This is a genomic window from Falsiroseomonas sp. HW251 (assembly GCF_050563545.1).
GTDB lineage: Bacteria > Pseudomonadota > Alphaproteobacteria > Acetobacterales > Acetobacteraceae > Falsiroseomonas.
In genome coordinates this window covers 60,281-82,593 of record NZ_JBNXUM010000027.1, presented here as the reverse complement: position 1 = coordinate 82,593, position 22,313 = coordinate 60,281, and the positions used below count along the sequence as shown (strand labels likewise).

Sequence of the window (22,313 nt, the reverse complement as noted above, 5' to 3'; positions counted from 1 at the left end):
CTGCCCGCCATGCGCGACAGCCTCGCCCTGCTGCAGTCCGCCGTCTCGAAGCGCACCATGCGCGAACAGATCACGGACCGGCTTGCCGGCATGATCCTGTCCGGCCTGCTGCGCCCGGACGACGTGCTGCCGGGCGAACGCGACCTTGCCGCGCAGCTCGATGTCAGCCGCGAGACGGTGCGCGGGGCGATTCAGGCGCTGGCGGCGCGCGGCCTCGTCGAGGTCGCGCAAGGTGCGCGGTCACGCGTGTTGCCCGCGGCGAGCTGGTTCGCCCGGCCGGCCGTCGCCGCGCGCTACACGCCGGAGGAGGTGCATGGCGCGCGCATGGTGCTCGAGGTCGAAGCGGCGCGGGAGGCGGCGCGCCATGCGGGCGCGCAGATCCGCGCGCGCCTGCTGGCCCTCGTCGAGGCGCAGGGCCGCGCGCTGGACGACGCCGCCGCCTTTCACATCGCCGGCTCGGAGTTCCACGCGACGTTGCAGCGCGCCGGTGGCAACCGGCTGCTCGCCGCGCTGCTAGCCGAGGTCCATGGCCAGTCCTCGGACCTCAGCCACCAGGCTCTCGCCGCGCCGGGGGCCATGCGCCGGTCCTGGCTCGACCACCGGCGGATCGCCGCCGCCGTCGACGCGCGCGACCCGGAGGCGGCCGCGGAGGCGATGCGCCTGCACCTCGACCGCATCGGCCGGGCCGCCAGGCACAACACGAGAAGCAGGACCGCCGCGTGAGAGCGGTGCTGGCAGCGAGGCGCGGGCAAGGCTGGCGTTCTCGTCAACGACAAGGTGAAGTGGTCCTGCCGAAGAGCATGACCGGGGAGACGTCCATGAAGCTCGATCGCCGCTCAACCCTTGCCCTGGCCCTCGGCGGTCTGGCGATGCCAACGCTCGCGCAGGCCCAGGGTACCGCCGGCTGGCGGCCTACCCGGCCGGTGCGCCTGATCGTGGCCGCCGCTCCCGGCGGCTCCAACGATATCCTCGCCCGCATCATCGCCGAGCCCGCCAGCCAGATCCTGGGGCAGCCCGTCGTCATCGAGAACCGCGCCGGCGCGGGCAGCGTCATCGGCAGCGAGGCGGCGGCGCGCGCGCCGGCCGACGGGTACACGCTGCTGATCAACAGCTCGCTCGCCACGGTGCCGGCGGTCGTCGCGAACGTGCCCTATGACACGCTCGGCGATTTCGACGGCGTGGCGGTGGCCGGCTTCTCGCCGCACCTGCTCGTGGTCAATCCCGCCGTCCAGGTGCGCACGGCGCAGGAACTGCTGGCGCTGCTGCGCGCCAATCCCGGTCGGCTCAACTATTCCTCGGCCGGTCCCGGCAGCGGCCCGCATATCGGTGGCCTGGTGCTGATGGCCCGCATGAACGTGGAGGCCGAGACGGTGCACTATCGCGGCGGCGGACCCAGCGTCGCCGCGCTGGTCTCGGGCGAGGCGCAGTTCGGCACGCCCACCATGGCCTCCGCGATCGGACAGGTGCGCGGCGGCGCGCTGCGTGCCCTCGCCGTGCTGGCGGAAGAGCGGAGCCCGGCCCTGCCCGACGTGCCCAGCGCCCCGCAGGCGGGCATGCCCGGCGTGATCCATGAGGAGTTCTTCCCGATCGTGGCGCCGAAGCGCACGCCGTCTGCGGCGCTGGCAGCGCTGGGCGATGCCTTCCGCCTGGCCATCCAGCAGTCGGCCGCACGCGTGAACGAGATGACCGGCGTCGCCCCGCGCGCAGGCTTCGAGAGCAGCGCGCAGGTGATGGCGCTGGTCCGGGATGGCATCGAGACCAACACGCGCCTCCTGCGTGCCGCGGGCGTGCAGCCGGAATGACGGGCCAGGCTGCGGGCGCAGCCGCTGTGTACGCCTCCTCTTGCCGCGGGCGGGCGATCCGCGCTGCCCCCCGCCTTCGCCGGGCCGCAGCAAGAGGAAGCGCCGACGCCCCGCGTTGCGAGCTGCGCCTATTGTTTGAGGCCGGCGGACGCCATGCTCGTGATGAAGAGGCGCTGCAGCACGGCGTAGACCAGGATGACGGGCGCGACGCCAGCGTCGCCGCCGCGATGAGTTGCGGCACGTCGGTGCCGTAGCGATCGCCCTGCATCATGGTCAGGCCAAGCGAGAGCGTGCGCATGTGGTTGCTGTCGGTCGCCACCAACGGCCACAGCAGGCTGTCCCATTCGCTGAGGAAGCGCAGGATCGGTGCCGCCGTCGAGCTGGTCGGTCTCGTCGCCGCCTTCCAGCGTGTCGGCGCCCGCCGCCCGCCAGGAAATCCCCGCCCGTCCCGCCGAGGAGCGAATCGCCCTCGCTGCCGCCATCCAGCGTGTCAGCGCCATCGTCACCAATGAGCGTGTCCAGGCCGGCTTCCCCGAAGACGAGGTCGGCGCCGTCGATCCTGGGTCCGCTTCCGGTCGTGCCCGCGCCGCTGTCGCCGCCGGCCAGCCAGCCGTCGCCCGCGTCGCCATACAGCGTATCGGCGTCCTGGTTGTCATAGATGATATTGTTGCCGGCATCGCCGTTCAGGAGGTCACCTGCGTCGACCCCCGTGTCCGGCGAGCCGCCAGGGGCCGCAAATACCTCGCAATACCGATTCAAAACAGCGCGCCGCGGCGAAGCCAAGTTGCAAGTCGCTGTTGCGGTCCGGCGTTTTCACACGCCCTGCGCCCTTTTGAGACATTCCGACGCCATTCAGAGGCGGCCTCGTAGGCGACAAGCAGGCGCAGTGGCCAGCGTCCTGTTGGTCAGCAGTTCAAGCCTTTCTGCCACGTCCCGCATCATCATTCCGGGACTACGAAATCGAGCTTCCGTTCGTTCGCGCCTCGGAACCCGGAGGCCAGAACGACCAGAAGATTCTCTCGACCTCACAGCTCCGCCTGGATGTCGCGGGTTCGGTATCCCGACCGGAAGCGGTCAAACGACGGATGGCCGCGATCGCCGGCCGGCGAGAAGCCGGAGCTGCGCGGAGCGGGCCGTCGAGCAAGTGCGACGGCCGGCATGCTCGCCGCGACGGTCCAGACCGATCAGTCCGGCCCGTTCTCCGCGGTCACCCATTCCACGACCGTCGCGATCTGGTCGCCGGCAAGCAGAGGCGGAGCGTGGCCGCAGCCCGGCACCTCGACCAGCATTGCTCGAGGGCCGCGTTGGGTCATCTCGCGCGCCGTTTCCGGCATGAGCAAGTCCGAATCCACGCCGCGCAGCAGCAGCACGCGACAGCGTATCGCGTCCCAATACCGCCAAAGGCTCAGGTTGTAGAGCAGCCCTGGGCGGAAGGACCGCGCGATGCCCGGATCACAAAGCAGGCGATAGCGCCCATCCGGCTCTGCCGTGATGCTATGCTGGACCAAGTGGTCCCATTCGGCCTGCCCCAGGTTTCCGAAGGGCGCGAGAGTCGTGCGGAAATGCGCCTCTGCCTCGACCAGGTCGCGAAACCGCGAAGGCATGACGCGAAGATAGCTGCCGATGCGGCTCAAGGCCGACCAGGCGACATAGGGGCCGATGTCGTTGATCACCAGCCGCCGGACGATGTTGCCGGGCATGCCTGCCACCACCAGCCCGATCAATCCTCCGAGCGAGGTGCCGATCCAATCTACGGAGGCCGCGCCGGTGGCGGCGAGCACTGTCGCCATGTCGGAGCAGTATTGCGGCAGGCCATAATCGTCAGCGTTGGCAAGCCAGTCACTGCGGCCGCGCCCCGGCAGGTCGGGGCAGATGACCCGGTAGCCACGTCGCGCGAGGGCCCGCGCCAGAAAGTCGAAGTCGCGGCCCTGCCGGCTCAGCCCATGGACGCAGACAGCGACATGGGCCGCATCCGGCGCACCCCATTCGGTGTATGCGATACGGTGGAACGCGTGGCGCGAGACACCAAGGACATGGCGGTGCCGGGGCAGGATCGCTTCGGCAGCACGCGCCTGCGACGAAGCATCAAGACGGTTCGCGGCCGAACTCATACGGTTCGTGACGCCGTGCGCCGCGCCCCATACAGCACGTTTCCGGCTTCGGGTCGCTTGGCATGCGTGCCCTTGCCCGCACCCGCTGGGCCGATGATGACGAGCTTCATGTCAATCACCCTTGCCGGGCACGGGCTGACCGATAGCGCTGCAAATGGGTCTCGTTGCCGCGTGACGGTCTGGAAGCACGGCTGAGGCCCGGTCTCAGCCGGGCTTGCGTTGCGCAGCTTGGCGCATCTCCTCAATACTCTCCAGCATCCGCGTGCGCATCACCTCGTAGACATCCACCGACGCCTTGCGGCTCAGTTCCGCGAGTTCCCGTGCCTTATCCACGGCGAGCTCGAACGCCTTGGCGACCATCTGTCGTTGCTGCTCCGCCGTCATCTTCTGGTCCTGTGCCATCGCGGCAATCCGCTCGACGGCGGCCTCGAACAACTCCAGCTGGTGGCGAGAGACAGCGGCGGCGCCATCAGCCGCGATCCGGTTGGCAGTGGCGAAGGCCTCGATGTTCTTCCGCTGGCCGGCAACCAGCGCCTGGACGTCGATGCCGGGCATCTGGAAGCGCTCCATCACCTTCTTGATCTGCTCGGCGTTGAAAGGCGTCTGCGACATCTCGGTCATGATCGGCTCCTCGGTATCTCGTCAGGGTTCGGCTGCTTCACGCTCGGCGAAGACCTGCGCCTCGTTCAAGGTCTCGAACACATGCGGTGCAAGGGCGCGCTCGGCGAGGCCGGCGCCGAGCTTGAGGCGCATGAAGGCGCTCGTCGTGTAGCGGGAGGCGGAGCTGTAGTAGCGGCCCTGCAGGTAGGTAATCATGGAGAAGAAGGCGTCGCTGACGCGCGGCTCCAGATGGAAGCTGTCGTAGCAGACGATCACCGCGACGCGCCGGCCGATCGCCCGGCAGCGGTTCTCCACCTCCCGCCGGACCAGCTCGACGTCGTCGGTGCTGCGGATCTGGAAGCCCTCGTAGTTGATGAAGAGCGTGTTGCGCTCCGCGTCGTAGCTGATCCGGTCGGCGAGCGCGCGTCCGAGCAGCGTCTGCTCCAGGGCCATCGGCTCGTCCCGGAACAGCCGAGGGTCCATCGGGCGCGGCGTGCGGATGACCGGCACGAAGTCCATGTGGGCGAGGATGTCGCGCTCGATATCGATGCCGGGGGCTACCTCCGTCAGCTCCATCCCCTCCGGCGTGCGACGGAAGACGCAGCGCTCGGTGACGTAGAAGACCGGCTGGCCCGCCTCCGCCGCGTAGCTGCCGCTAAAGGTCACCTGCTCCACGGCGGAGACGAACTTCCGCGACTTTCCCTCCGTTACGATGCGCAGCACCCCGTCCTCGACCGCGACCGCGAGCCCGCCCGCCGTGAAGGTGCCGGCGAAGACCAGCTTCCGGGCGTTCTGGCTGATATTGATGAAGCCGCCGGCGCCGGCGAGCTTCGGGCCGAAGCGGCTGACATTCACGTTGCCCTCGGCATCCGCCTGGGCCATGCCAAGGCAGGCCAGGTCGAGGCCGCCGCCGTCATAGAAATCGAATTGCTGGTTCTGCTGGATCACCGCCTCGGGGTTCAGCGCGGCGCCGAAATTGAGCCCGCTCTGCGGCATCCCGCCGATGATGCCGGGCTCGGCGGTCAGCGTGAGGTATTGCAGCACGCGTTCCTCGGCCGCGACCGCCGCCACGCCTTCCGGCATGCCGATTCCGAGGTTGACGACGCCCCCCGGCGGCAGTTCCATCGCGGCGCGGCGGGCGACGATCTTGCGCTCGTCGAGCGCCATCGGCTCCAGCCGGTCCATCGGCACGCGGAGCTGGCCGGAGAAGGCGGCGCTGTGCGGCGTCGCATAGGTCTGATGGTGGTTCTCGGGCCCGGCCAGCACGACGCAATCCACCAGAACGCCGGGCACCTGCACGAGACGCGGGTCGAGCGAGCCGGCGGCTGCGATCCGCTCCACCTGGGCGATGACGAAACCGCCGGAATTCTTCGCCGCCATCGCGGCCGAAAGGTTGTCCAGCGTGAGCGCCTCGCGCTCCATCGTGATATTGCCGGCGATGTCGGCCGTGGTGCCGCGGATCAGCGCGACGTTGATCGGGAAGGCCCGGTAGAACAGCCATTCCTGCCCGCCGATCGTCAGCAACTCCACCAGGTCCTCAGTCGTGCGGCTGTTCAGCCGGCCGCCATCCTGCCGGGGATCGACGAAGGTGCGCAGCCCGACGCGGGATAGCAGGCCGGCGCGGCGCCCCGCGATGTCGCGGTAGAGTTGCGAGATGCAGCCGAGCGGCAGGTTGTACGCCTCGATCCGGTTCTCGATCGCCATCCGGCCGAGCTTGGGCACCAGCGACCAGTGGCCGCCGATGGCGCGCTTCACCAGCCCGTCATGGGCAAGCCGGTTCAGCCCGCGTTCCTTGCCGTCCCCGGGTGCGGCGGCGAAGACGAGGGTCAGGCCCTCCGGCTCGCCGCTGTCGAGGAAGCGGCGCTCCAGCGTCAGCAGCAATTCGTCGGGCGTGCCGATGCCGACGAAGCCGGAGATGGACACGGTGTCGCCGGCGCGGATGATGGCCGCGGCTTCTGCCGCCGAGACGATCTTGTTGCGCATCGCCTCAGTCCCGCGCTGCCAGGAACTGGGCTACGCCCGGCGCGAAGAGTGCCTGCGACCGCCCGCCGACGAAGACGCCGACATGCCCGCCCGGCAGCGCCAGTTCCGAGTAGTCGGCGGTGCCGAGCTTCGGCCCGATCGCGCGCGACGTCGCGGGCGGGATGATGTGATCATCCTTCGCGTAGACGTTGAGCACGGGCATGGTGACGTTGCCGAGGTCGACGCGGCGCCCGGCGATCTCGAGCTCGTTCCGGATCAGGCGATTTTCCTGGTAGAGATGCTTCAGCCACTGCTTCGCCGCCTCGCCGGGATGGTCGGGGCGGTCGGCGATCCATTTCTCCATGCGCAGGAAGTTCAGCAGCTTCTGCTCGTCGTCCACGACATCGAGCAAGTCGAGGTTGTACTTCGTCAGCGTGCGCATCGGCGTCATCTGGTTGAAGACCGCGCCCATGAAGGTGCCGGGCAGGCAGCCATTCGCGTCGATCAGCCGGTCGATGTCCTCCGGCGCCAGGCTCCGGGTCCAGATGTTGATGAAGCCATGCCCTGCCCGGCTCTCCACCGTGTCCGCGTGGAAATCGATCGGCGTGATTGTCAGCGTCATCGTGCGCACGAGCCCGGGATGCAGCGAGGCGAAGCAGGTAGTGAAGACGCCGCCTTCGCAGATGCCGAGGAGATTGACCTGCGCCGTGCCTGCGGCCCGCGCGACCTGCTCGACGGCGTCGTGCAGATAGCCGTCGATGTAGTCGTCCAGCTTCAGCCAGCGATCGGCGCGGGAGGGGTCGCCCCAATCCACGACGTACAGGTCGACGCCGAGCTTCAGAAGGTTCTGGACCAACGAACGGTCGGGCTGAAGGTCGGCCATGGTCCAGCGGCCGATCAGCCCGTAGCAGATCAGCACGGGCGTGCGGATCCGCTGCTCCGCCAGGGGGCGGAAGCGGTGCAGCGTCACCTTGTCTTCCTGCCAGACAAGGTCCTTCTCCGTGGCCGCGATGCGCACCTGCTCGTCGCGCAGCTTGCCGAGCAGGCGTGCGCCGGTCGCGAGCTTCGTGCCGAATGTCGCCATGGCGCCGAGGCCGGCGGTCGGGGAGGGCGTGGCCATCGCTTAGCTCCTCGCCCTGCGGGACGTGGCGCGCGCGGGCCTCGCGCCTTGCGGCGGCGCCGTCTCAGGTGCGGGCAGCGCACGCGGCGCGGACGCCTCGCGCGGCGAATCCCGCTGTGCACGACGCATCGCGCGCAGCTCCCGTCGCAGCTCGGTGACGGTGCGGTGGACGTCGTCCAGCTCCCGCCGTGTCGGCAGGCCGAAGCGCGCGCCGAGATCCTCGGCGAGCTCCTGCTGCGCGAGGCGCAGCTCGGTGCTCGCGCCGATCAGACGCGCCTGCGCTTCGAGGAAGCGCTCGGAGCGCTGCATCTCGACCAGCACCTCGTTCGCCGTCTCGATCCAGAGGCGCAGCGTCGCGTCCTGCGGGATCGGTTTGTCGACGGCGGCCAGCTTCTGCATGAAGGCGCGCGCAGCGTCCTGCCAGGCGCCGAGCACCACGGTGCTGTGCTCGAGGCCGCGCTGCCGCACCGCGAGCCAGGCGCGGGCGAGCCGCGCATATTGCCGCTCGGTACCCCAGAGGTCGGAGAGCTGCGGTCCCTCCGTCATCCAGGTCAGGACCTGGTCCATGTCAGCCGTGACGTCGAACCACGCCCGCGGATCGGTCATGCGGGCGAATAGCGCGCTGACCGCCCTCTCCGCCTCGCCGCCCTTCCCCTGGCGCTGCGGCAGCGACTGCGCCAGCGCTACCGCGGCCTGCCAGAGCTGCGTCGCGGCCTGGCCCGCCGCGGTCAGCTCCGCGATGCCGGCGGCGATCTCGGCCCCTTGCGCGGGTTCGGCCTGGCCTGCCCCGAAGCTCGCCGCCATCGCGGCGGCCGAGCCCTTGGCGGCCGCATCCGCGGCTGACCAGGCGGCCTTGCTGCCCGCGGCCCAAAGCTCGGCGAAGGCCTTCGCATTGCCGAACGGGTCCATCAGAGCACCACGACCTGGCGCACCGCCTTGCCTTCGTGCAGGCGGTCGAAGCCCTCATTGATCTCCTCAAGCGCGAGCTTTCCGCTCATCAGCCGGTTCACCGGCAGCCGGCCGCGCTGGTACAGGCCGATGAAGCGCGGGATGTCGCGCGTCGGCACGCAGGAGCCGATGTAGCTGCCCTTCACTGTCCGCTCCTCCGCCACGAGGTTCACCAGCGGAAGCGGCAGCGTCGCGGCCGGCGGCGGCAGGCCCGCGGTCACCGTCATGCCGCCACGGCGGGTGATGCGGTAGGCGAGCTCCATCGCGCGGGCGGAGCCGGCCATCTCGAAGGCGACATCCACGCCGCCGCCGGTTGCCGCGCGCACCTGCTCCGCCGCGTCCCCCGCGCGGGCATTGACGGCATCGGTCGCGCCGAGCTCGCGCGCCAGCGCTAGCTTGTCGTCGGCCAAGTCGATCGCCACGACCTGTCGTGCCCCCGCCGCCACGGCCCCGAGGAGGGAAGCGAGCCCGACGCCGCCAAGGCCGATGACCGCGGCCGTCTGGCCCGGTCGCAACTGGGCGGTGTTCACCACGGCGCCAACGCCGGTCAGCACGGCGCAACCGAACAGCGCAGCTTCATCGAGCGGCAGGGCCGGATCCACCTTGACGACGGATCGGCGTGACATGACGGCGTATTCGGCGAAGGCGGAGACACCGAGGTGATGGTTCACCTCCGCCCCGTCGCACCGAAGGCGCCGCCGGCCCGACAGCAGCGTGCCCGCTCCGTTCGCTGCGGCACCCGGTTCGCAGAGGGCAGGCCGGCCTTCGGCACAGGGCATGCAATGGCCGCAGCTCGGCATGAAGACCATGACGACATGGTCGCCGACGGCGAGATCCGTGACGTCCTCGCCCAGTTCCTCGACGACGCCAGCCGCCTCGTGGCCGAGCGCCATCGGCATCGGGCGCGGACGGTCGCCGTTGATAACGGAGAGGTCGGAATGGCACAGCCCCGCCGCCCCGATCCGCACGAGCACCTCGCCGCGACCGGGCGGAAGCAGTTCGATCTCGCGGATGGCCAGCGGCTTCGTCTCGGCATAGGGTCCGGGTACGCCCATGCGGTCGAGGATGGCAGCACGTATCCTCATGGCGCGCCACCTCGCAGCAGCTGGCCGCGCTTCTTGCGCGCGACGTCATGGGCGCGCAGCTCCTCGTTCAGGACGCGGACGTTCTCGCTGTAGTCGATCGGGCAGACCACGAGGTGCACGCCGCCGCCGCGGAACGCAGTCTCGAGCGTCGGAATCAGTGCTCCCATCGACTCCACGCGGGAGCCGCGCGCACCATAGGATTCGGCGTACCGGACAAAATCGGGGTTCCCGAAGGTGAGACCCCAATCCGCCATGCTCTGGGCGGCCTGCTTCCAGCGGATCATGCCGTAGGCGTTGTCTTCCAGGATCAGCACGACGAGGTTGAGCCCCAGCCGGACGGCGGTCTCCAGCTCCTGGCTGTTCATCATGAAGCCGCCATCGCCGCAGACAGCCATCACGCGCCGCTCGGGATGGAGCATGGACGCCATCATGCCAGAGGGCAGGCCCGCGCCCATGGTGGCCAGCGCATTGTCCAGCAGCACGGTGTTCGCAACGTAGGTGCGGTAGTTCCGCGCGAACCAGATCTTGTACATGCCATTGTCGAGGGCGAGGATGCCGTCGGGCGGCATGACCTGGCGAACGTCGTGCACCAGCCGCTGCGGCGTCGGCGGCCAACGATCCTCGGTGGCGCGGTCGGAGATGCGGTTCAGGATCTCCTCCCGCAGCGAGAGCAGGGCACCGGCATGCGGCAGCTTGCCCTCAACGCGGTCGGCGAGCAGCTCCAGGCTCGGGCCGAGGTCGCCCACGACTTCCGCGTGCGGGAAGTAGACCTGTTCGACATTGGCCGGCTGGTAGCCGACATGGATGACCGTCGGGCCGCCAGGCCCCATCAGGAAGGGCGGTTTCTCGATCGTATCGTGGCCGATGGCGATGATCAGGTCGGCCGCATCGATCGCGTCATGCACGTAGTCACGCTCCGACAGCGCCGCCGTGCCGACATAGAGGCTGGAGCCGCCGGCGACCGTGCCCTTGCCCATCTGGGTGGTAAAGAAGGGAATTCCGGTGCGACGGACGAAGCCGTTCAGCCCGACCGTGGAGCGCGGGCGGCTCGCCGCGGCACCGAGCATGATAAGCGGTCGCTTCGCCTTGACGATGATCTCCGCCGCGCGGTCCAGCGCCTCTCGGTGCGCAACCGGTATCTCGATTGGGTGCGGCGGGATTGGCGGAACGTCGTCGCACTCCTCGCCGGCGATGTCCTCCGGCAGTTCGAGATGGACGGGTCCGGGCCGCTCCTCCATGGCCACGCGGAACGCATCGCGCACCAGCGTCGGGATGCTGGTGGCGTTGACGATTTGCCGCGTCATCTTGGTTAAGGGCCGCATGCTGCCGATCACGTCCACGATCTGGAAGCGCGCCTGCTTCGGCGTCATGATCGGCTTCTGTCCGGTGAGCATGATCATCGGCATCGCGCCGAGATGCGCGTAGGCGGCGGATGTCGAGAAGTTCAGCGCACCCGGCCCGAGCGTCGAGATGCAAACCCCCGGCCGGCCGGTGAGCCGGCCATGAGTCGCGGCCATGAAGCCGGCGGCCTGTTCGTGGCGCGTCAGCACCAGCTCGATCCTGGAGTGGCGCAGCGATTCCACCACATCGAGATTCTCTTCGCCAGGGACGCCGAAGATGCGGTCCACCCCCTCATTCTCGAGCGCCCTGACGAGCAGGTCGGAGCCTTTTGTCATGGTCGTTCTGCTTCCTGTCGTTCCGGGGAGGCGGTCAGGTCCCTAGCCTGCGCGTGACCGCGCGGGCGAAGTCCGTCGTTGTGGCGGTCCCGCCGAGGTCGGGCGTGCGCACGCGGTCGGTCTCCAGCACGAGCGCGACAGCCTCCCTGATGCGCCGGGCTTTCGCGGCCTCGTCCACATGCTCGAGCATCAGGCATGCGGCGAGCAGCAACGCGAGCGGGTTGGCCACACCCTTGCCCGCGATGTCGGGCGCCGAGCCGTGCACCGCCTCGAAGATCGCGGCATCCGGGCCGATATTGGCCCCAGGCGCCATGCCAAGCCCGCCGACGAGACCGGCAAGCTGGTCGGAGAGGATGTCGCCGAAAAGATTCGTCGTGACGATCACGTCGAACTGCTCGGGCTTGAGGACGAGCTGCATCGCGCAGGCATCGACGATGCGGTCATCGCAGGCGATGCGCCCCTCATACTCCTTCGCGATCTTCCGCCCGGCCTCGAGGAAAAGACCCGTCAGCGCCTTCAGGACGTTCGCCTTGTGGACGAGCGTGACCTTCTTCCGCCCGTTCCGCACGGCGTAGTCGAAGGCGAACTTCACGATCCGCTCGCATTCCACTCGGGTGTTCACGCCCTGGCTGATCGCGACCGCGCGCGGGTCGTCGCCGACCGCGATGAAGTGCTCGAAGGCGACGTAGAGGCCCTCCAGGTTCTCGCGGACGAGGACGATGTCGATGTCCTCGTAGCGGCCGCCCTTCACCATTGTCCGCACAGGGCGGACATTGGCGTACAGGCCGAAGGCTTCGCGCATACGGACGTTGACGCTTCGGAAGCCGCCGCCGACTGGCGTGGTCAGCGGTCCCTTCAGTGCCAATCGCGTGCGGCCGATGCTGTCGATCGTGGCCTGGGGCATCGGGTCGCCGCCATGCGCGACGCCGTCCAGCCCCCCATGCTGGCGGTCCCAGACAAAGGGGGCGTCGACGGCCTCAAGGATGGTCGTCACGGCTTCCGTGATCTCGGGGCCGATGCCGTCGCCGGGGATTAGCGTGGCGGAGATCCTGGTCATATCTCGTGCTCCGAACCCGCTCAGGCGGCCAGTTGCCGAAGGACGTAGTTGAGAATCCCGCCATGGCGGAAGTAGTCGAGCTCATCGGCCGTATCGATGCGCGAGGCCAGGGCGACGGTCATCGTCCGTCCGTCCGGGAACGCAACCTCAGCGGTCATCTGCTGGCGCGGCACCAGGGCGCCGTCCAGGCCGCGGATCGTCACGCGCTCCGCCCCGGTCAATCCAAGCGAGCGCCAGCTGACGCCCGGCGAGAAGACCAGCGGCAGCACGCCCATGCCCACCAGGTTTGACCGGTGGATCCGTTCGAAGCTCTCCGCGATCACGGCCCGCACGCCGAGCAGCCGCGTTCCCTTCGCTGCCCAATCGCGAGAGGAGCCGGTGCCGTATTCCTTGCCGGCTAGGATGACGAGCGGCGTGCCCTCCGCGCGGTAGGCCATCGCGGCGTCGTAGATGAAGGCGCGACGGCTCTCGGGATACTTCATGGTCAGGCCGCCTTCGACCACGGCGCCCGCCTCGTCCTGCACCATCTGGTTCCTGATGCGGATATTGGCGAAGGTGCCGCGCATCATGACTTCATGGTTGCCGCGGCGGGTGCCGTACTGGTTGAAGTCGGCGACGCGGACCTGATGATCCTGCAGATAGCTTCCCGCCGGCGACGTCGCGCGGATCGAACCGGCGGGGGAGATGTGGTCGGTCGTGATTGAATCGCCGAACAGCGCGAGGATGCGTGCCGAGACAATGTCCTCTGTCGGCGGCGGGTCGAACGTGATCCCGTCGAAGTAAGGGGGATTGCGGACATAGGTAGAGCCGCCGTTCCAGCGATAGGTCGGCATCGCGCTCGCCTCCACCGCCTTCCAGTTGGCGTCCCCGGTCGCGACGTCGGCATAGCGCGCGCGGTAGAGATCGCTCGTAACGTGCCGGCGCATCAGTTCTTCGACCTCCGCCTGGCTCGGCCAGATGTCGCGCAGCCAGACGGGCTCGCCGTCGGTCCCGCTGCCTAGCGGTTCGGTCTCGAGGTCCACCCGCATCGAGCCGGCGAGGGCGTAGGCCACGACGAGCGGCGGGGAAGCGAGGTAGTTGGCCCGGACGTCCGGGTTCACCCGGCCTTCGAAGTTGCGGTTGCCCGACAGAATGGCCGCCGCGACCAGCTTCGCGGCATCGATCACGTCGGAGATCTCGGGATCGAGCGGACCGGAATTGCCGATGCAGGTCGCGCAGGCGAAGCCGACGAGGTTGAAGCCGAGCGTGTCGAGCGCTCCCTGCAGGCCCGAAGCTTGGAGATAGCCCGCAACGACCTGGGACCCCGGCGACAGCGACGTCTTCACCCAGGGCTTCGTCTGCAGCCCGCGCGCCACGGCGTTGCGCGCCAGCAGCCCGGCCGCCAGCATCACGCCGGGGTTCGAGGTATTGGTGCAGGAGGCGATGGCGGCGATGACCACGTCGCCATGGCCGATATCGAATGTACGGCCGGCGACGGCATGGCGCCGCGCACGTGCCGCGGCTTCCGGCACCTCCAGCGTCAGCATCGCCTCGAAGCCCGCTTTCACGGCGCCGAGCAGCACGCGGTCCTGCGGCCGCCTGGGCCCGGCCAGGGAGGGCGAGACCGTGGCGAGATCGAGCGTCACAGCCTCGGTGAAGACCGGATCCGCCGTCGCTGCGTCGCGGAACATCCCCTGCTCTCGGCAATAGGCTTCGACCAGCGCGACGCGCTCCGGCGACCGACCGGTGGTGCGGAGATAGTCGAGCGCCATCGCATCGACCGGGAAGAAGCCGCAGGTCGCGCCGTATTCCGGCGCCATGTTGGCGATCGTCGCGCGGTCGGCGACCGGCAGATCGTCGAGCCCGGCGCCGAAGAATTCCACGAACTTCCCGACGACGCCGAGCTTGCGGAGCATTTGGGTGATGGTCAGCACGAGGTCCGTCGCCGTCACCCCTGGCCGAAGACGCCCCTGCAGGCGCACGCCCACGACCTCCGGCACCAGCATCGACATAGGCTGCCCAAGCATTGCGGCCTCGGCCTCGATGCCGCCGACGCCCCAGCCCAGCACCGCGAGGGCATTCACCATGGTGGTATGGCTGTCCGTGCCGACGACGGTGTCGGGATAGGCCCAAGGGGCGCCGTCGCCGACATCGCCGATCCAGACGGTCTGAGACAGGTATTCAAGGTTGACCTGATGGCAGATGCCCGCGCCCGGCGGCACGACGCTCAGGTTGCGGAAGGCCTGTTGGCCCCATTTGAGCAGCTCGTACCGCTCCCCGTTCCGCGCGTATTCCAGTGCGACATTGTCGGCCAGGGCGCGGGGCGTGCCGTAGTGGTCCACGACCAGCGAATGGTCGCAGACCAGGTCCACCGGGACGAGCGGATTGATGCGCGCGGGATCGCCGCCGAGACGGAGCATCGCGTCCCGCATCGCGGCCAGGTCCACCAGCGCCGGCACGCCGGTGAAGTCCTGCATCAGCACCCGCGCCGGACGGAAGGCGATCTCCCGCCCTGCCTTCCCGCGGTCCAGCTGCCAGTCCGCCACCGCCATGATGTCGGCGCGGGTGACGCTGCGGCCGTCCTCGTGACGGATGAGGTTCTCGAGCAGTACCTTGAGTGAGACGGGCAAGCGCGAGACGCCGGCCAGCCCGTTGCGCTCCGCCTCGGCGAGCGAGGCGATTCGGAAGTCGCGCTCGCCGATCCGCAGCCTACGCATGGCCCGGAAGCTGTCCCAGCTGCGCATGGGTGCCTCACTCCGCCGGTGTGCTGGCGGGTGCGAGCTCGGGCTCGGACATGTAGCCCTCGTTGAGCTCGCGCTGCAGCGTCACCCGGTCGCAGGCGCCTTCCCAGATCGCGACGACCACGCAGGCCACGCAGTTGCTGCAGAGGCTCGTCAGCGCGCGCGCTTCCGACATGAAGCGGTCTATACCGGCGATCAGCACCACGGCGGCGACCGGCACCGTGTTCGGCATGGCCGCAAGCGTCGCGACCAGCGCCGCGAAGCCGCTGCCCGTCACGCCCGCCGCACCCTTCGAGGTCAGCAGCATGACGAAGATCATCGAGATGATCTGCCACTGGGTCAGTTCGATATCAAGCGCCTGCGCCAGGAAGACCGAGGCGAGCGTCAGGTAGATCGCCGTGCCGTCCAGGTTGAAGGAGTAGCCGAGCGGCAGTGTGAGCCCGACGCTGCTCGGCGCGCAGCCGAGCTTCTCGAGCTTGAACAGCACGGCCGGCAGCACCGGCTCCGTCGAGGAGGTGCCGAGCACGACCAGCAATTCCTCCCGGAAGTACCGTAGCAGCTTCAGGATGTTGATGCCGTGCAACGCGGCCAGGACGGCGAGCACGACGAAGACGAAGAACATGCTCGCTAGGTAGAACGTGACGATCAGCAGGCCGAGATTGCCGATGGAAGCCAAGCCATTGCGCGCGATGATGAAGGCGATCGCGCCGAAAGCGCCTAGCGGCGCGAGCTTCATGAGGAAGCCGAAGGCCGCGAAGAGCGCGGTCGAGAAGGACTGCAGCCCGTTCAGGAAGGACGCGCCTGCGGCGCCGGCCTTGCGAAGCCCGAAACCCGTGATGATCGCGATGAACAGCACGGGCAGCACCTCGCCCTCGGCGAAGGGCGTGAAGAAGCTCGTCGGGATGATGTGCAGGAGCACATCGATGAAGTCGAGCGGCCGCGCGCTCGCGGCGTAGCGCGCGGCCTCGCGCGGGTCGATCGAGGACGGCGCGATATGCATGCCGGTGCCGGGGCGGATGCTTTCTACTGCGACCAGCCCGACGACCAGGGCGATGATGGTCAGGATGTAGAACAGGATCATCGCCTTCAGCAGGGTGCGGCCGATGCTCTGGTTGGCGCCGACCGTGGCGATCCCGATGACGATCGTGCAGAACACGACGGGCACGATCATCATCTTGACGATCTTGATGAAGGCGTCGCCGAGCGGCTTGAAGTGGATCGCAAGGTCGGGCGCGAAGTGGCCCAGCGCGGCGCCGACGATCACTCCGAACAGCACCTGAAAATACAGCTGCGCATAGAATGGCTTTTTCGGTCCATGATGGACGGCATGGCCACCGCCGCTGCTGATCGCGTGCATTCTCCACTCCCCGTGTCCCGGCGTTTTGCGCCGATGTCGTGCGACGCGGCTTCCCACAGCCGCGGATGGCAGCGTCCCTGCTCAGGCCGCGTCGCGCAAGGAGCCGGCGGGCTGCAGGTCGGAACGGCGGACGAGCACGCTCCCTTCGAAGAGGCGGCGGGCCGTGCGCAGGATGTAGGCCGCGGGCTCCGGGCTGTCCGGCCGCCGGGCCAGGCGGACCTGGAGCTTGCCCGAAGGATGCTCTAGCGCCAGGTCGACGGGCAGCGCCCCGGGCTGCACCATGCCGTTGGCGAGCGTGCCTGGCGTGACGGCCGCGGTCGCCACCGCGACCGAGCCAGTGATCGCGAGCGCGGTGTGGCATTGATGCGGCATGAAGTAGCGTGTCGCGAGATCGCCGCCCGCGGCGGCCGGCGCCAGCAGCACCGGCTTCGGAATCACGCGGTCTGCCGCATCGAGGATGCCCATCATCACGCCAGCCTCGATGCGGATGGCTTCGAGCCGCGCCATGAAGGCCCGGTCCGCGGCGTAATCGGCCGGTCGTTCAAGACCGGTCTTGCCGAGGTCGGCAGCACGGATCAGCACGACAGGCATCGCGGCGTCGACGCATGACACCTCGACACCCTGCACGATGTCCACCGGCCGGCCGGTCGGCAGCAGGCTGCCGGTCTTCGACCCGGCGGCGCCGATGAAGGCGAGGTGGATCGGCGCGGCCGTCCCGGGGACGCCATCGATCGCGGCGTCGCCCTCATAGCTGACGACGCCGCCGGGCGTGCAGATCTTCGCCTCGATCACACGGTTCGTGTTGACGTTGAAGATGCGCAGCGTGGTGACTTCGGGCGTGGCCTTGATGAGCCCCGCCTCGATCGCGAAGGGGCCGACCCCAGCCAGCATGTTGCCGCAATTCGGCGAGGTGTCGACGATCCGCTCCTCGACCTTCACCTGGGCGAAGAGGTAGTCCACGTCGGCGTCGGGACGCGAGGACGGCCCGACGATGGCGACCTTGCTGGTCACGGGATGACCGCCGCCGATGCCGTCGATCTCCAGCGGATGGCCAGACCCCATCGCGGTCAACAGCACCCGGTCGCGGTACGCCAAGTCACGCGGCAAATCAGAGGCAAGAAAATAGGGGCCCTTCGACGTGCCGCCGCGCATCAATACACAAGGGATGCTTACAAGATCGGACACGAATCCTCCTCGCCGAGCGTTTACGCTCGGGCGGCACTCGGCTGGATTTCTAGGGTGAACGCTATTTCGGGCGTCTTGAATTGTCCAATGCAAAGAATCGGGCTAACGATGCTCGATGCGCATCAACTTCGAGATCCTGGACATCCGCGCCTTCCTCGCCGTCTACGATCTGCGCAACTTCCACGTCGCCGCAGAGGCTGTCGGGCTCTCCCAATCCGCGCTCTCGCGCCGCATCCAGGCGCTTGAGGAGATGCTGGGCGCGCCGCTGCTTGAGCGGTCGAAGCGCAGCGTCGCGCCGACCACGGTCGGGCGCGAGCTAGAGCCCGTGCTGCGGCGGACGATCACCGAACTGGAATCGTCGATTCTTGCAAGCAGCGATCTCGGCGCGAAGCAGCACGGGCAGATCAAGATCGCCTCGATCCCGACCGCCGCGATCCGCTTCCTGCCTTGTATCATCGAGCAGTTCAGCGCGCATTATCCGAACATCCGCTTCCGCATCCTCGACCTCTCCTCGAACGAAGGACTAGAGAGCATCGTCCGGTGCGAGGTCGATTTCGGCATCAACATCATTGGCAGCGCGCATCCGGACATCCTGAACACGCCGCTTCTCGACGATCCCTTTATGCTGGCCTGCCGGGACGATCACCGCCTGGCGCAGCAGACCTCGGTGAAGTGGCATGAGCTCGACGAGCTGCGCCTGATCGGCATCAGCCGGGAGAGCGGAAACCGCGTCGTGCTGGAGAATGCGCTGGCCCACCACAAGATCAGCCTGCGTTGGTTCTACGAGGTGAACCACGTCTCTACGGCGATTGGTCTGATCGAGGCAGGGCTAGGCGCCTCGGTCCTGCCGGCCCTGGCCATGCCCGAGGAGAGCCATCCCCGCTTGAGGCTGGTTCCGATCGTCTCTCCGGAGATCACGCGCACCATCGGCCTGCTCCAGCGGCGCGGCGGGCACCTCGCACCCGCGGCGCGGCTCTTCCGGGATGAGCTGCTGCGCGGCTGGGGACCAGAACGGAAGCGCTGACTGGTCGACCGCCCAGCAGCACGTTACGCGCCGCGCTGCGCGCGGCCGCTCGACCGCTAGCGTCTGCGCAAACGGTGCCCGGACTGGCGATTTGGCTGGCTTGAAGGGTCCTCAGGGGATGCTGCGAAGCTGCATGCCCACGCAGCCAGGCGACATTGGCATGGGTGCTGAGGGTCTGCTCCCCGCCCACTACTGCGGTAGCCGGATCCGCCAGAGGGCTACAGCAAAGTCCGAGCGAGCCCGTGTGAAGACGCGGCAGATGGTACGGTGAGGTGCTACTGATCGGGGTGGATCGGGATGAAGCGCCTTGTTGGGGCGTCAGACCGTCAGCAGGTGACGCTGCTCCCCGACTGCGCTGTGCCAGCGCGTCGAAATCGGTCGCTGGCTGTCGGGCGAACGTCATCCCCGCGAGCAGCCGCCCGACCCCGAGGAGAAGGGCTGACCTACTGCACCACAACCGTGCCCTGCATGTGCGGGTGCAGCGAGCAGAAGTAGCGGTAGGTGCCGGGCCGCGCGAAGGTGAAGGCGAAATGGTCCTCGGTGTCGAGCACCTCCGACCGCAACTCTCGCGAATCCTGGTCGCCATGAATGGTGTGCGGGATGTCGTCGCGGTTGGTCCAGACGACGCGCGTGCCGGCCGCCACCGTCAGCATCGGCGGATCGAAGGTGAAGTTGTCGATGGCGACCGTCGCGTCGCCGGCTGCGACGGCCGCCGCAGCCGAAGCCGCCGCCGCATGCTCCTTGTGCGGGCCGCGATGCGCGAGAGCGGGCAGCGCGAGCGCGCAGCCCAGCAGCACGGCAAGGCCGCGCCGCGACGCCGAAAAGGACATAGGATGATCTCCTTGGCAGGGGCGCTCAGGCGCCGAGCGGGGTGTCGACGGTTGCGAGGCGCTGCTGCCCCTGCACCGCACGCACCGACGTCACGCCGAGTGTCGAGCGCAGCCGGCCGGGCGGCAGATCGCGGATGGGGCCCGGGCTCGGGCCACCAGGCGGATGCTGCGGGAAGGCAGTGGACATCGCGGTATGGAAGGCGACGTTTCCCTCGACCTTCTGCATAACCTGGTGGATGTGACCGTTCAGCACGGTCACCGATCCGAAGCGGCGGAGATAGGAAAGCGCCTGCTCGGAGTCCTCGGTGCCCCAGCCCCAGTCGCGATAGACGGTCCAGAGCGGGATATGCGCGAAGACGACGATCGGCTGGCTCGCCGGGCGGCCCTGCAGGTCGTCCTCCAGCCATTCGAGCTGCGTCTCGCCGAGCCGCCCGAGGCCGCCGGCGCGCAGGTCGCTCACGTTGTTGAGGCCGATGAAGTGCACGCCGTGCTGGTCGAAGCTGTACCAGCCACCCTCGCGTGCGCCGCGCGTGAAGCGCTCGAAGAAGGGCCTGCCGTTCTCCACCAGCACGTCGTGCTCGCCGGGAACGTAGTGCGCATCGAGGCCCGTGCCGCGCACCAGCATCTCCGCCACGTCGAACTCGGCGGGGCGGGAGAGATGGCTGACGTCGCCGGTGTGAATCAGCAGCTCGGCCGAGCCGTGCCGCGCGCGCACCTGCGCGGTGGCTTCCTCCAGCGTCGTGGCGGGATCGGTGTTCGGCGGGTTGGCGAAGCCGATATGGCTGTCACTGATCTGAACGAAGGAGAAGTCGCCCGTCGCGCGCGCCTCCTCCGCCTGCGCGCTGCCGAGCATCGATGAGCGCGGCACGCCGCCCACGAATGTCCAGAGCATGCCGGAGCCTGCCCAGAGCATGCATGTCAGTGCCTCGCGACGGTTGGGGTGATCGGGGTTGTCCATGTCGTCCTCCGCGGTCCTGTCCGCAGGCAAGGAGACGGCACGGAGCGGCGCTTTATTCGGCGCCCGCCGCGGAGCAGGGCACCCTGCTGGCCCGCATGGTCGGGGTGTTCACGCGGGGTTGACCATCGGGCCGCCTCGCGCACCCGGCGCGGGCAGCCTTTCTGTGCGCGCTGGCGGGAATAACGCGTGGCCGCGGAGGGTCGTGGCGACGAGGAAGGATCGTGGGGACCATCATGGCGGGCACAGCGCCGACACGGCGGGATGCGCGATTGCGCGGCGCGCCTCCGATGCATGATGACCCAGAGCGCGACGCGGTGAGCGGCGGCCTCGACGCCGCGCAGGCCGAGCGCTTTCGCGCGGTCGCGATGCCGCAGCTCGACGCGGCCTACAACCTCGCGCGCTACCTGCTCCGCGATCCCTTCGCGGCGGAGGATGTCGTCCAGGACGCCTGCGTCCGCGCACTCCGCGGCTTCGCGACCTTCCGCGGCGGCGATGCGCGCGCCTGGGTCCTGCAGATCGTGCGCAACCGCTGCCGCGACTGGGCCGAAGAGCGCCGCCGCGACCGCACTGTGCCGATCGCGCCGATCGAGGGCGCGGATGGCAAAAAGGCTGAGCCCGACTTCGCCGACCCCGAGGCACCGTCACCCGAGCAGGCGCTGGCTGATGCCGACGAGGCCGCGGCCGTGCAGGCCGTCGTCGCGGGGCTGCCGCAGCCCTTCCGGGAGGCCCTCGTCCTGCGGGAGCTCGAGGAGATGTCCTATCGCGAGATCGCCGAGATAACCGGCGCGCCGATCGGCACCGTCATGTCCCGCCTGGCGCGGGCGCGCGAGCTTTTCGGCGCGGCTTGGCGACGCACGGCCGGCCTGGGGAGGCAAGCATGAGCGACACACGGGAAGCGCCCCGCTGCGCCGCGATGGAGCCGCTGCTGCACGCGCTGGCCGATGGCGAGTTGGACGCAGCGAATGTGCTGCGGTGCGAGGCGCATCTGCGCAACTGCCCGCACTGCGCCGCCGCCTTCGCGGGCGCGCTGGCGACACGCGACGCGCTCCGGCAGGAGGGCGTGCGGCATGCCGCGCCGGCGGCGCTGCGCGCGCGCATCCTCGATGCGGTGGACGCCGCCGCGGCGGGGACGGCAGCCGTGGGCCAGGGCCCGCGCGGCCGCGCCGGCATCGCGCCGGGCTTGGCCACCTGGCGCGGATGGTGGAACGCATGGCGCCTGCCGGCTCTCACGCTCGGGACCGGACTTGCCGCCGCGGCGCTCCTCGTTGCGCCGGCGCTGCGCCAGCCCGACGGCATGACCACCGACATCCGGCGCGATGTGGTGGACGGGCATGTCCGCTCGCTACTCATCGCGGGGCGGCTGACGGATGTCGACTCCTCCGACCGGCACACCGTCAAGCCCTGGTTCGCGGGCCGGCTCGATTTCTCGCCGCCGGTGCCCGACATCGCCGATGCCGGCTTCCCGCTCACCGGCGGCAGGCTCGACTATTTCGAGGGCCGCAGCGTCGCCGCGCTGGTCTATCGGCGACGCGCACATGTCATCAATGTCTTCGTCTGGCCCGACCGCGCCGGCGCCGGCCCGACCGTGCCACAGGCGGTGGGACCGGACAGCGCGCGCGACGGCGGCCATGTGGTGGTGCGCTGGCGGGAAGGGAGCATGGTCTTTTGGGCCGTGTCCGACCTCAACGCCGCCGAGCTGACGGATTTCGCGCGGATGTTCATCACGCGTGCCGCCGAGGCGCGACCCTCGTGACCCCCACGCCGGTGCTGCGGACAGCGGTCTTGAACCACCGTCGCGGCTGAGCAGCTTCGACAGCAAGGAGGGCCTGACAGCGCAGGACGTTGGCGCGCTCGCTCTCATTGGCTTCGTCCCCAATT

The 22,313-nt window shown here is 69.0% G+C and carries 19 protein-coding genes and 1 pseudogene; 5 read left to right on the top strand and 15 right to left on the bottom strand.

Going from position 1 to position 22,313, the window contains the following annotated elements:
* Positions 1-9: 9 nt before the first annotated feature.
* Both ACLF3M_RS26470 and ACLF3M_RS26465 read left to right on the top strand, forming a co-directional pair.
* Positions 10-723, top strand: a complete 714-nt coding sequence (locus ACLF3M_RS26470) for a FadR/GntR family transcriptional regulator (RefSeq protein ID WP_430659997.1) — start codon at positions 10-12, stop codon at positions 721-723.
* 95 nt (positions 724-818) lie between these two features.
* Positions 819-1,802: a Bug family tripartite tricarboxylate transporter substrate binding protein gene (locus ACLF3M_RS26465; protein WP_430659996.1), complete on the top strand. Its 984-nt coding sequence runs from the start codon at positions 819-821 to the stop codon at positions 1,800-1,802.
* Positions 1,803-1,930: 128 nt separating this feature from the next.
* On the opposite strand, the gene ACLF3M_RS26460 is transcribed toward ACLF3M_RS26465, so the two are convergent.
* From ACLF3M_RS26460 to ACLF3M_RS26400, 13 genes and pseudogenes are all read right to left on the bottom strand, one after another.
* Positions 1,931-2,302 carry a hypothetical protein gene (locus tag ACLF3M_RS26460; protein WP_430660005.1) on the bottom strand — a complete coding sequence of 124 codons (372 nt, stop codon included), beginning with the start codon at positions 2,300-2,302 and terminating at the stop codon, positions 1,931-1,933.
* Position 2,303: 1 nt separating this feature from the next.
* Positions 2,304-2,561 (bottom strand): annotated as a pseudogene (locus tag ACLF3M_RS26455) (hypothetical protein); the annotation flags it as partial.
* A gap of 425 nt (positions 2,562-2,986) precedes the next feature.
* Positions 2,987-3,913 (bottom strand): alpha/beta fold hydrolase, encoded by a 927-nt coding sequence (locus ACLF3M_RS26450; RefSeq protein WP_430659995.1) that lies wholly within the window; start codon positions 3,911-3,913, stop codon positions 2,987-2,989.
* A 204-nt stretch (positions 3,914-4,117) separates the two neighbouring features.
* Positions 4,118-4,534 (bottom strand): phasin family protein, encoded by a 417-nt coding sequence (locus tag ACLF3M_RS26445; protein WP_430659994.1) that lies wholly within the window; start codon positions 4,532-4,534, stop codon positions 4,118-4,120.
* 21 nt (positions 4,535-4,555) lie between these two features.
* Positions 4,556-6,496: an acyl CoA:acetate/3-ketoacid CoA transferase gene (locus ACLF3M_RS26440; RefSeq protein WP_430659993.1), complete on the bottom strand. Its 1,941-nt coding sequence runs from the start codon at positions 6,494-6,496 to the stop codon at positions 4,556-4,558.
* A gap of 4 nt (positions 6,497-6,500) precedes the next feature.
* On the bottom strand, positions 6,501-7,595 hold the full coding sequence (locus ACLF3M_RS26435) for an alpha/beta fold hydrolase (RefSeq protein ID WP_430659992.1): 1,095 nt from the start codon (positions 7,593-7,595) through the stop codon (positions 6,501-6,503).
* A gap of 3 nt (positions 7,596-7,598) precedes the next feature.
* The gene (locus ACLF3M_RS26430; RefSeq protein ID WP_430659991.1) at positions 7,599-8,504 is read right to left on the bottom strand and encodes a poly(R)-hydroxyalkanoic acid synthase subunit PhaE; all 906 of its coding nucleotides are present in this window, start codon (positions 8,502-8,504) and stop codon (positions 7,599-7,601) included.
* Positions 8,504-9,628 (bottom strand): zinc-dependent alcohol dehydrogenase family protein, encoded by a 1,125-nt coding sequence (locus tag ACLF3M_RS26425; protein ID WP_430659990.1) that lies wholly within the window; start codon positions 9,626-9,628, stop codon positions 8,504-8,506. The genes ACLF3M_RS26430 and ACLF3M_RS26425 overlap by 1 nt, the downstream gene beginning before the upstream one ends.
* Complete coding sequence (locus ACLF3M_RS26420) at positions 9,625-11,304, bottom strand: acetolactate synthase large subunit (protein ID WP_430659989.1); 1,680 nt, start codon at positions 11,302-11,304, stop codon at positions 9,625-9,627. Before ACLF3M_RS26420 ends, ACLF3M_RS26425 begins: the two co-directional genes overlap by 4 nt.
* A 34-nt stretch (positions 11,305-11,338) precedes the next feature.
* Positions 11,339-12,361: an isocitrate/isopropylmalate dehydrogenase family protein gene (locus ACLF3M_RS26415; protein WP_430659988.1), complete on the bottom strand. Its 1,023-nt coding sequence runs from the start codon at positions 12,359-12,361 to the stop codon at positions 11,339-11,341.
* 20 nt (positions 12,362-12,381) lie between these two features.
* On the bottom strand, positions 12,382-15,084 hold the full coding sequence (acnA, locus tag ACLF3M_RS26410) for an aconitate hydratase AcnA (RefSeq protein WP_430659987.1): 2,703 nt from the start codon (positions 15,082-15,084) through the stop codon (positions 12,382-12,384).
* 7 nt (positions 15,085-15,091) lie between these two features.
* A complete protein-coding gene (locus ACLF3M_RS26405; RefSeq protein WP_430659986.1) occupies positions 15,092-16,438 on the bottom strand; it encodes a cation:dicarboxylate symporter family transporter in 1,347 nt (448 codons plus the stop codon).
* Positions 16,439-16,519: 81 nt separating this feature from the next.
* A complete protein-coding gene (locus ACLF3M_RS26400; RefSeq protein ID WP_430659985.1) occupies positions 16,520-17,623 on the bottom strand; it encodes a 4-oxalomesaconate tautomerase in 1,104 nt (367 codons plus the stop codon).
* 115 nt (positions 17,624-17,738) lie between these two features.
* Here ACLF3M_RS26400 and ACLF3M_RS26395 point away from each other — a divergent pair, with 115 nt between their 5' ends.
* Positions 17,739-18,647, top strand: a complete 909-nt coding sequence (locus ACLF3M_RS26395) for a LysR family transcriptional regulator (protein WP_430659984.1) — start codon at positions 17,739-17,741, stop codon at positions 18,645-18,647.
* A 443-nt stretch (positions 18,648-19,090) separates the two neighbouring features.
* Here the strand turns inward: ACLF3M_RS26395 and ACLF3M_RS26390 are convergent, their stop codons facing one another.
* Together ACLF3M_RS26390 and ACLF3M_RS26385 are read right to left on the bottom strand one after the other, a co-directional pair.
* Positions 19,091-19,477 carry a cupredoxin domain-containing protein gene (locus ACLF3M_RS26390; RefSeq protein ID WP_430659983.1) on the bottom strand — a complete coding sequence of 129 codons (387 nt, stop codon included), beginning with the start codon at positions 19,475-19,477 and terminating at the stop codon, positions 19,091-19,093.
* A gap of 25 nt (positions 19,478-19,502) precedes the next feature.
* A complete protein-coding gene (locus ACLF3M_RS26385) occupies positions 19,503-20,435 on the bottom strand; it encodes a metallophosphoesterase family protein (protein WP_430659982.1) in 933 nt (310 codons plus the stop codon).
* A 287-nt stretch (positions 20,436-20,722) separates the two neighbouring features.
* On the opposite strand from ACLF3M_RS26385, the gene ACLF3M_RS26380 reads away from it, so the two are divergent.
* Both ACLF3M_RS26380 and ACLF3M_RS26375 read left to right on the top strand, forming a co-directional pair.
* Positions 20,723-21,316, top strand: coding sequence for a sigma-70 family RNA polymerase sigma factor (locus tag ACLF3M_RS26380; RefSeq protein ID WP_430659981.1), 594 nt, complete (start codon positions 20,723-20,725; stop codon positions 21,314-21,316).
* Entirely contained in the window at positions 21,313-22,188 is an 876-nt protein-coding gene (locus ACLF3M_RS26375) for an anti-sigma factor family protein (RefSeq protein WP_430659980.1), read from the top strand. The genes ACLF3M_RS26380 and ACLF3M_RS26375 overlap by 4 nt, the downstream gene beginning before the upstream one ends.
* The last annotated feature ends 125 nt before the right edge of the window (positions 22,189-22,313 follow it).

What these genes read in the sequence shown, in the direction of transcription:
- ACLF3M_RS26405 (WP_430659986.1), bottom strand. Translation starts at nt 16,438, where the DNA reads ATGCACGCGATCAGCAGCGGCGGTGGCCATGCCGTCCATCATGGACCG.
- ACLF3M_RS26390 (WP_430659983.1), bottom strand. Translation starts at nt 19,477, where the DNA reads ATGTCCTTTTCGGCGTCGCGGCGCGGCCTTGCCGTGCTGCTGGGCTGC.
- ACLF3M_RS26460 (WP_430660005.1), bottom strand. Translation starts at nt 2,302, where the DNA reads ATGGCGCTGACACGCTGGATGGCGGCAGCGAGGGCGATTCGCTCCTCG.
- ACLF3M_RS26440 (WP_430659993.1), bottom strand. Translation starts at nt 6,496, where the DNA reads ATGCGCAACAAGATCGTCTCGGCGGCAGAAGCCGCGGCCATCATCCGC.
- ACLF3M_RS26450 (WP_430659995.1), bottom strand. Translation starts at nt 3,913, where the DNA reads ATGAGTTCGGCCGCGAACCGTCTTGATGCTTCGTCGCAGGCGCGTGCT.
- ACLF3M_RS26395 (WP_430659984.1), top strand. Translation starts at nt 17,739, where the DNA reads ATGCGCATCAACTTCGAGATCCTGGACATCCGCGCCTTCCTCGCCGTC.
- ACLF3M_RS26420 (WP_430659989.1), bottom strand. Translation starts at nt 11,304, where the DNA reads ATGACAAAAGGCTCCGACCTGCTCGTCAGGGCGCTCGAGAATGAGGGG.
- ACLF3M_RS26430 (WP_430659991.1), bottom strand. Translation starts at nt 8,504, where the DNA reads ATGGACCCGTTCGGCAATGCGAAGGCCTTCGCCGAGCTTTGGGCCGCG.
- ACLF3M_RS26445 (WP_430659994.1), bottom strand. Translation starts at nt 4,534, where the DNA reads ATGACCGAGATGTCGCAGACGCCTTTCAACGCCGAGCAGATCAAGAAG.
- ACLF3M_RS26465 (WP_430659996.1), top strand. Translation starts at nt 819, where the DNA reads ATGAAGCTCGATCGCCGCTCAACCCTTGCCCTGGCCCTCGGCGGTCTG.
- ACLF3M_RS26375 (WP_430659980.1), top strand. Translation starts at nt 21,313, where the DNA reads ATGAGCGACACACGGGAAGCGCCCCGCTGCGCCGCGATGGAGCCGCTG.
- ACLF3M_RS26435 (WP_430659992.1), bottom strand. Translation starts at nt 7,595, where the DNA reads ATGGCCACGCCCTCCCCGACCGCCGGCCTCGGCGCCATGGCGACATTC.
- ACLF3M_RS26470 (WP_430659997.1), top strand. Translation starts at nt 10, where the DNA reads ATGCGCGACAGCCTCGCCCTGCTGCAGTCCGCCGTCTCGAAGCGCACC.
- ACLF3M_RS26415 (WP_430659988.1), bottom strand. Translation starts at nt 12,361, where the DNA reads ATGACCAGGATCTCCGCCACGCTAATCCCCGGCGACGGCATCGGCCCC.
- ACLF3M_RS26380 (WP_430659981.1), top strand. Translation starts at nt 20,723, where the DNA reads ATGCATGATGACCCAGAGCGCGACGCGGTGAGCGGCGGCCTCGACGCC.
- acnA (WP_430659987.1), bottom strand. Translation starts at nt 15,084, where the DNA reads ATGCGCAGCTGGGACAGCTTCCGGGCCATGCGTAGGCTGCGGATCGGC.
- ACLF3M_RS26385 (WP_430659982.1), bottom strand. Translation starts at nt 20,435, where the DNA reads ATGGACAACCCCGATCACCCCAACCGTCGCGAGGCACTGACATGCATG.
- ACLF3M_RS26425 (WP_430659990.1), bottom strand. Translation starts at nt 9,628, where the DNA reads ATGAGGATACGTGCTGCCATCCTCGACCGCATGGGCGTACCCGGACCC.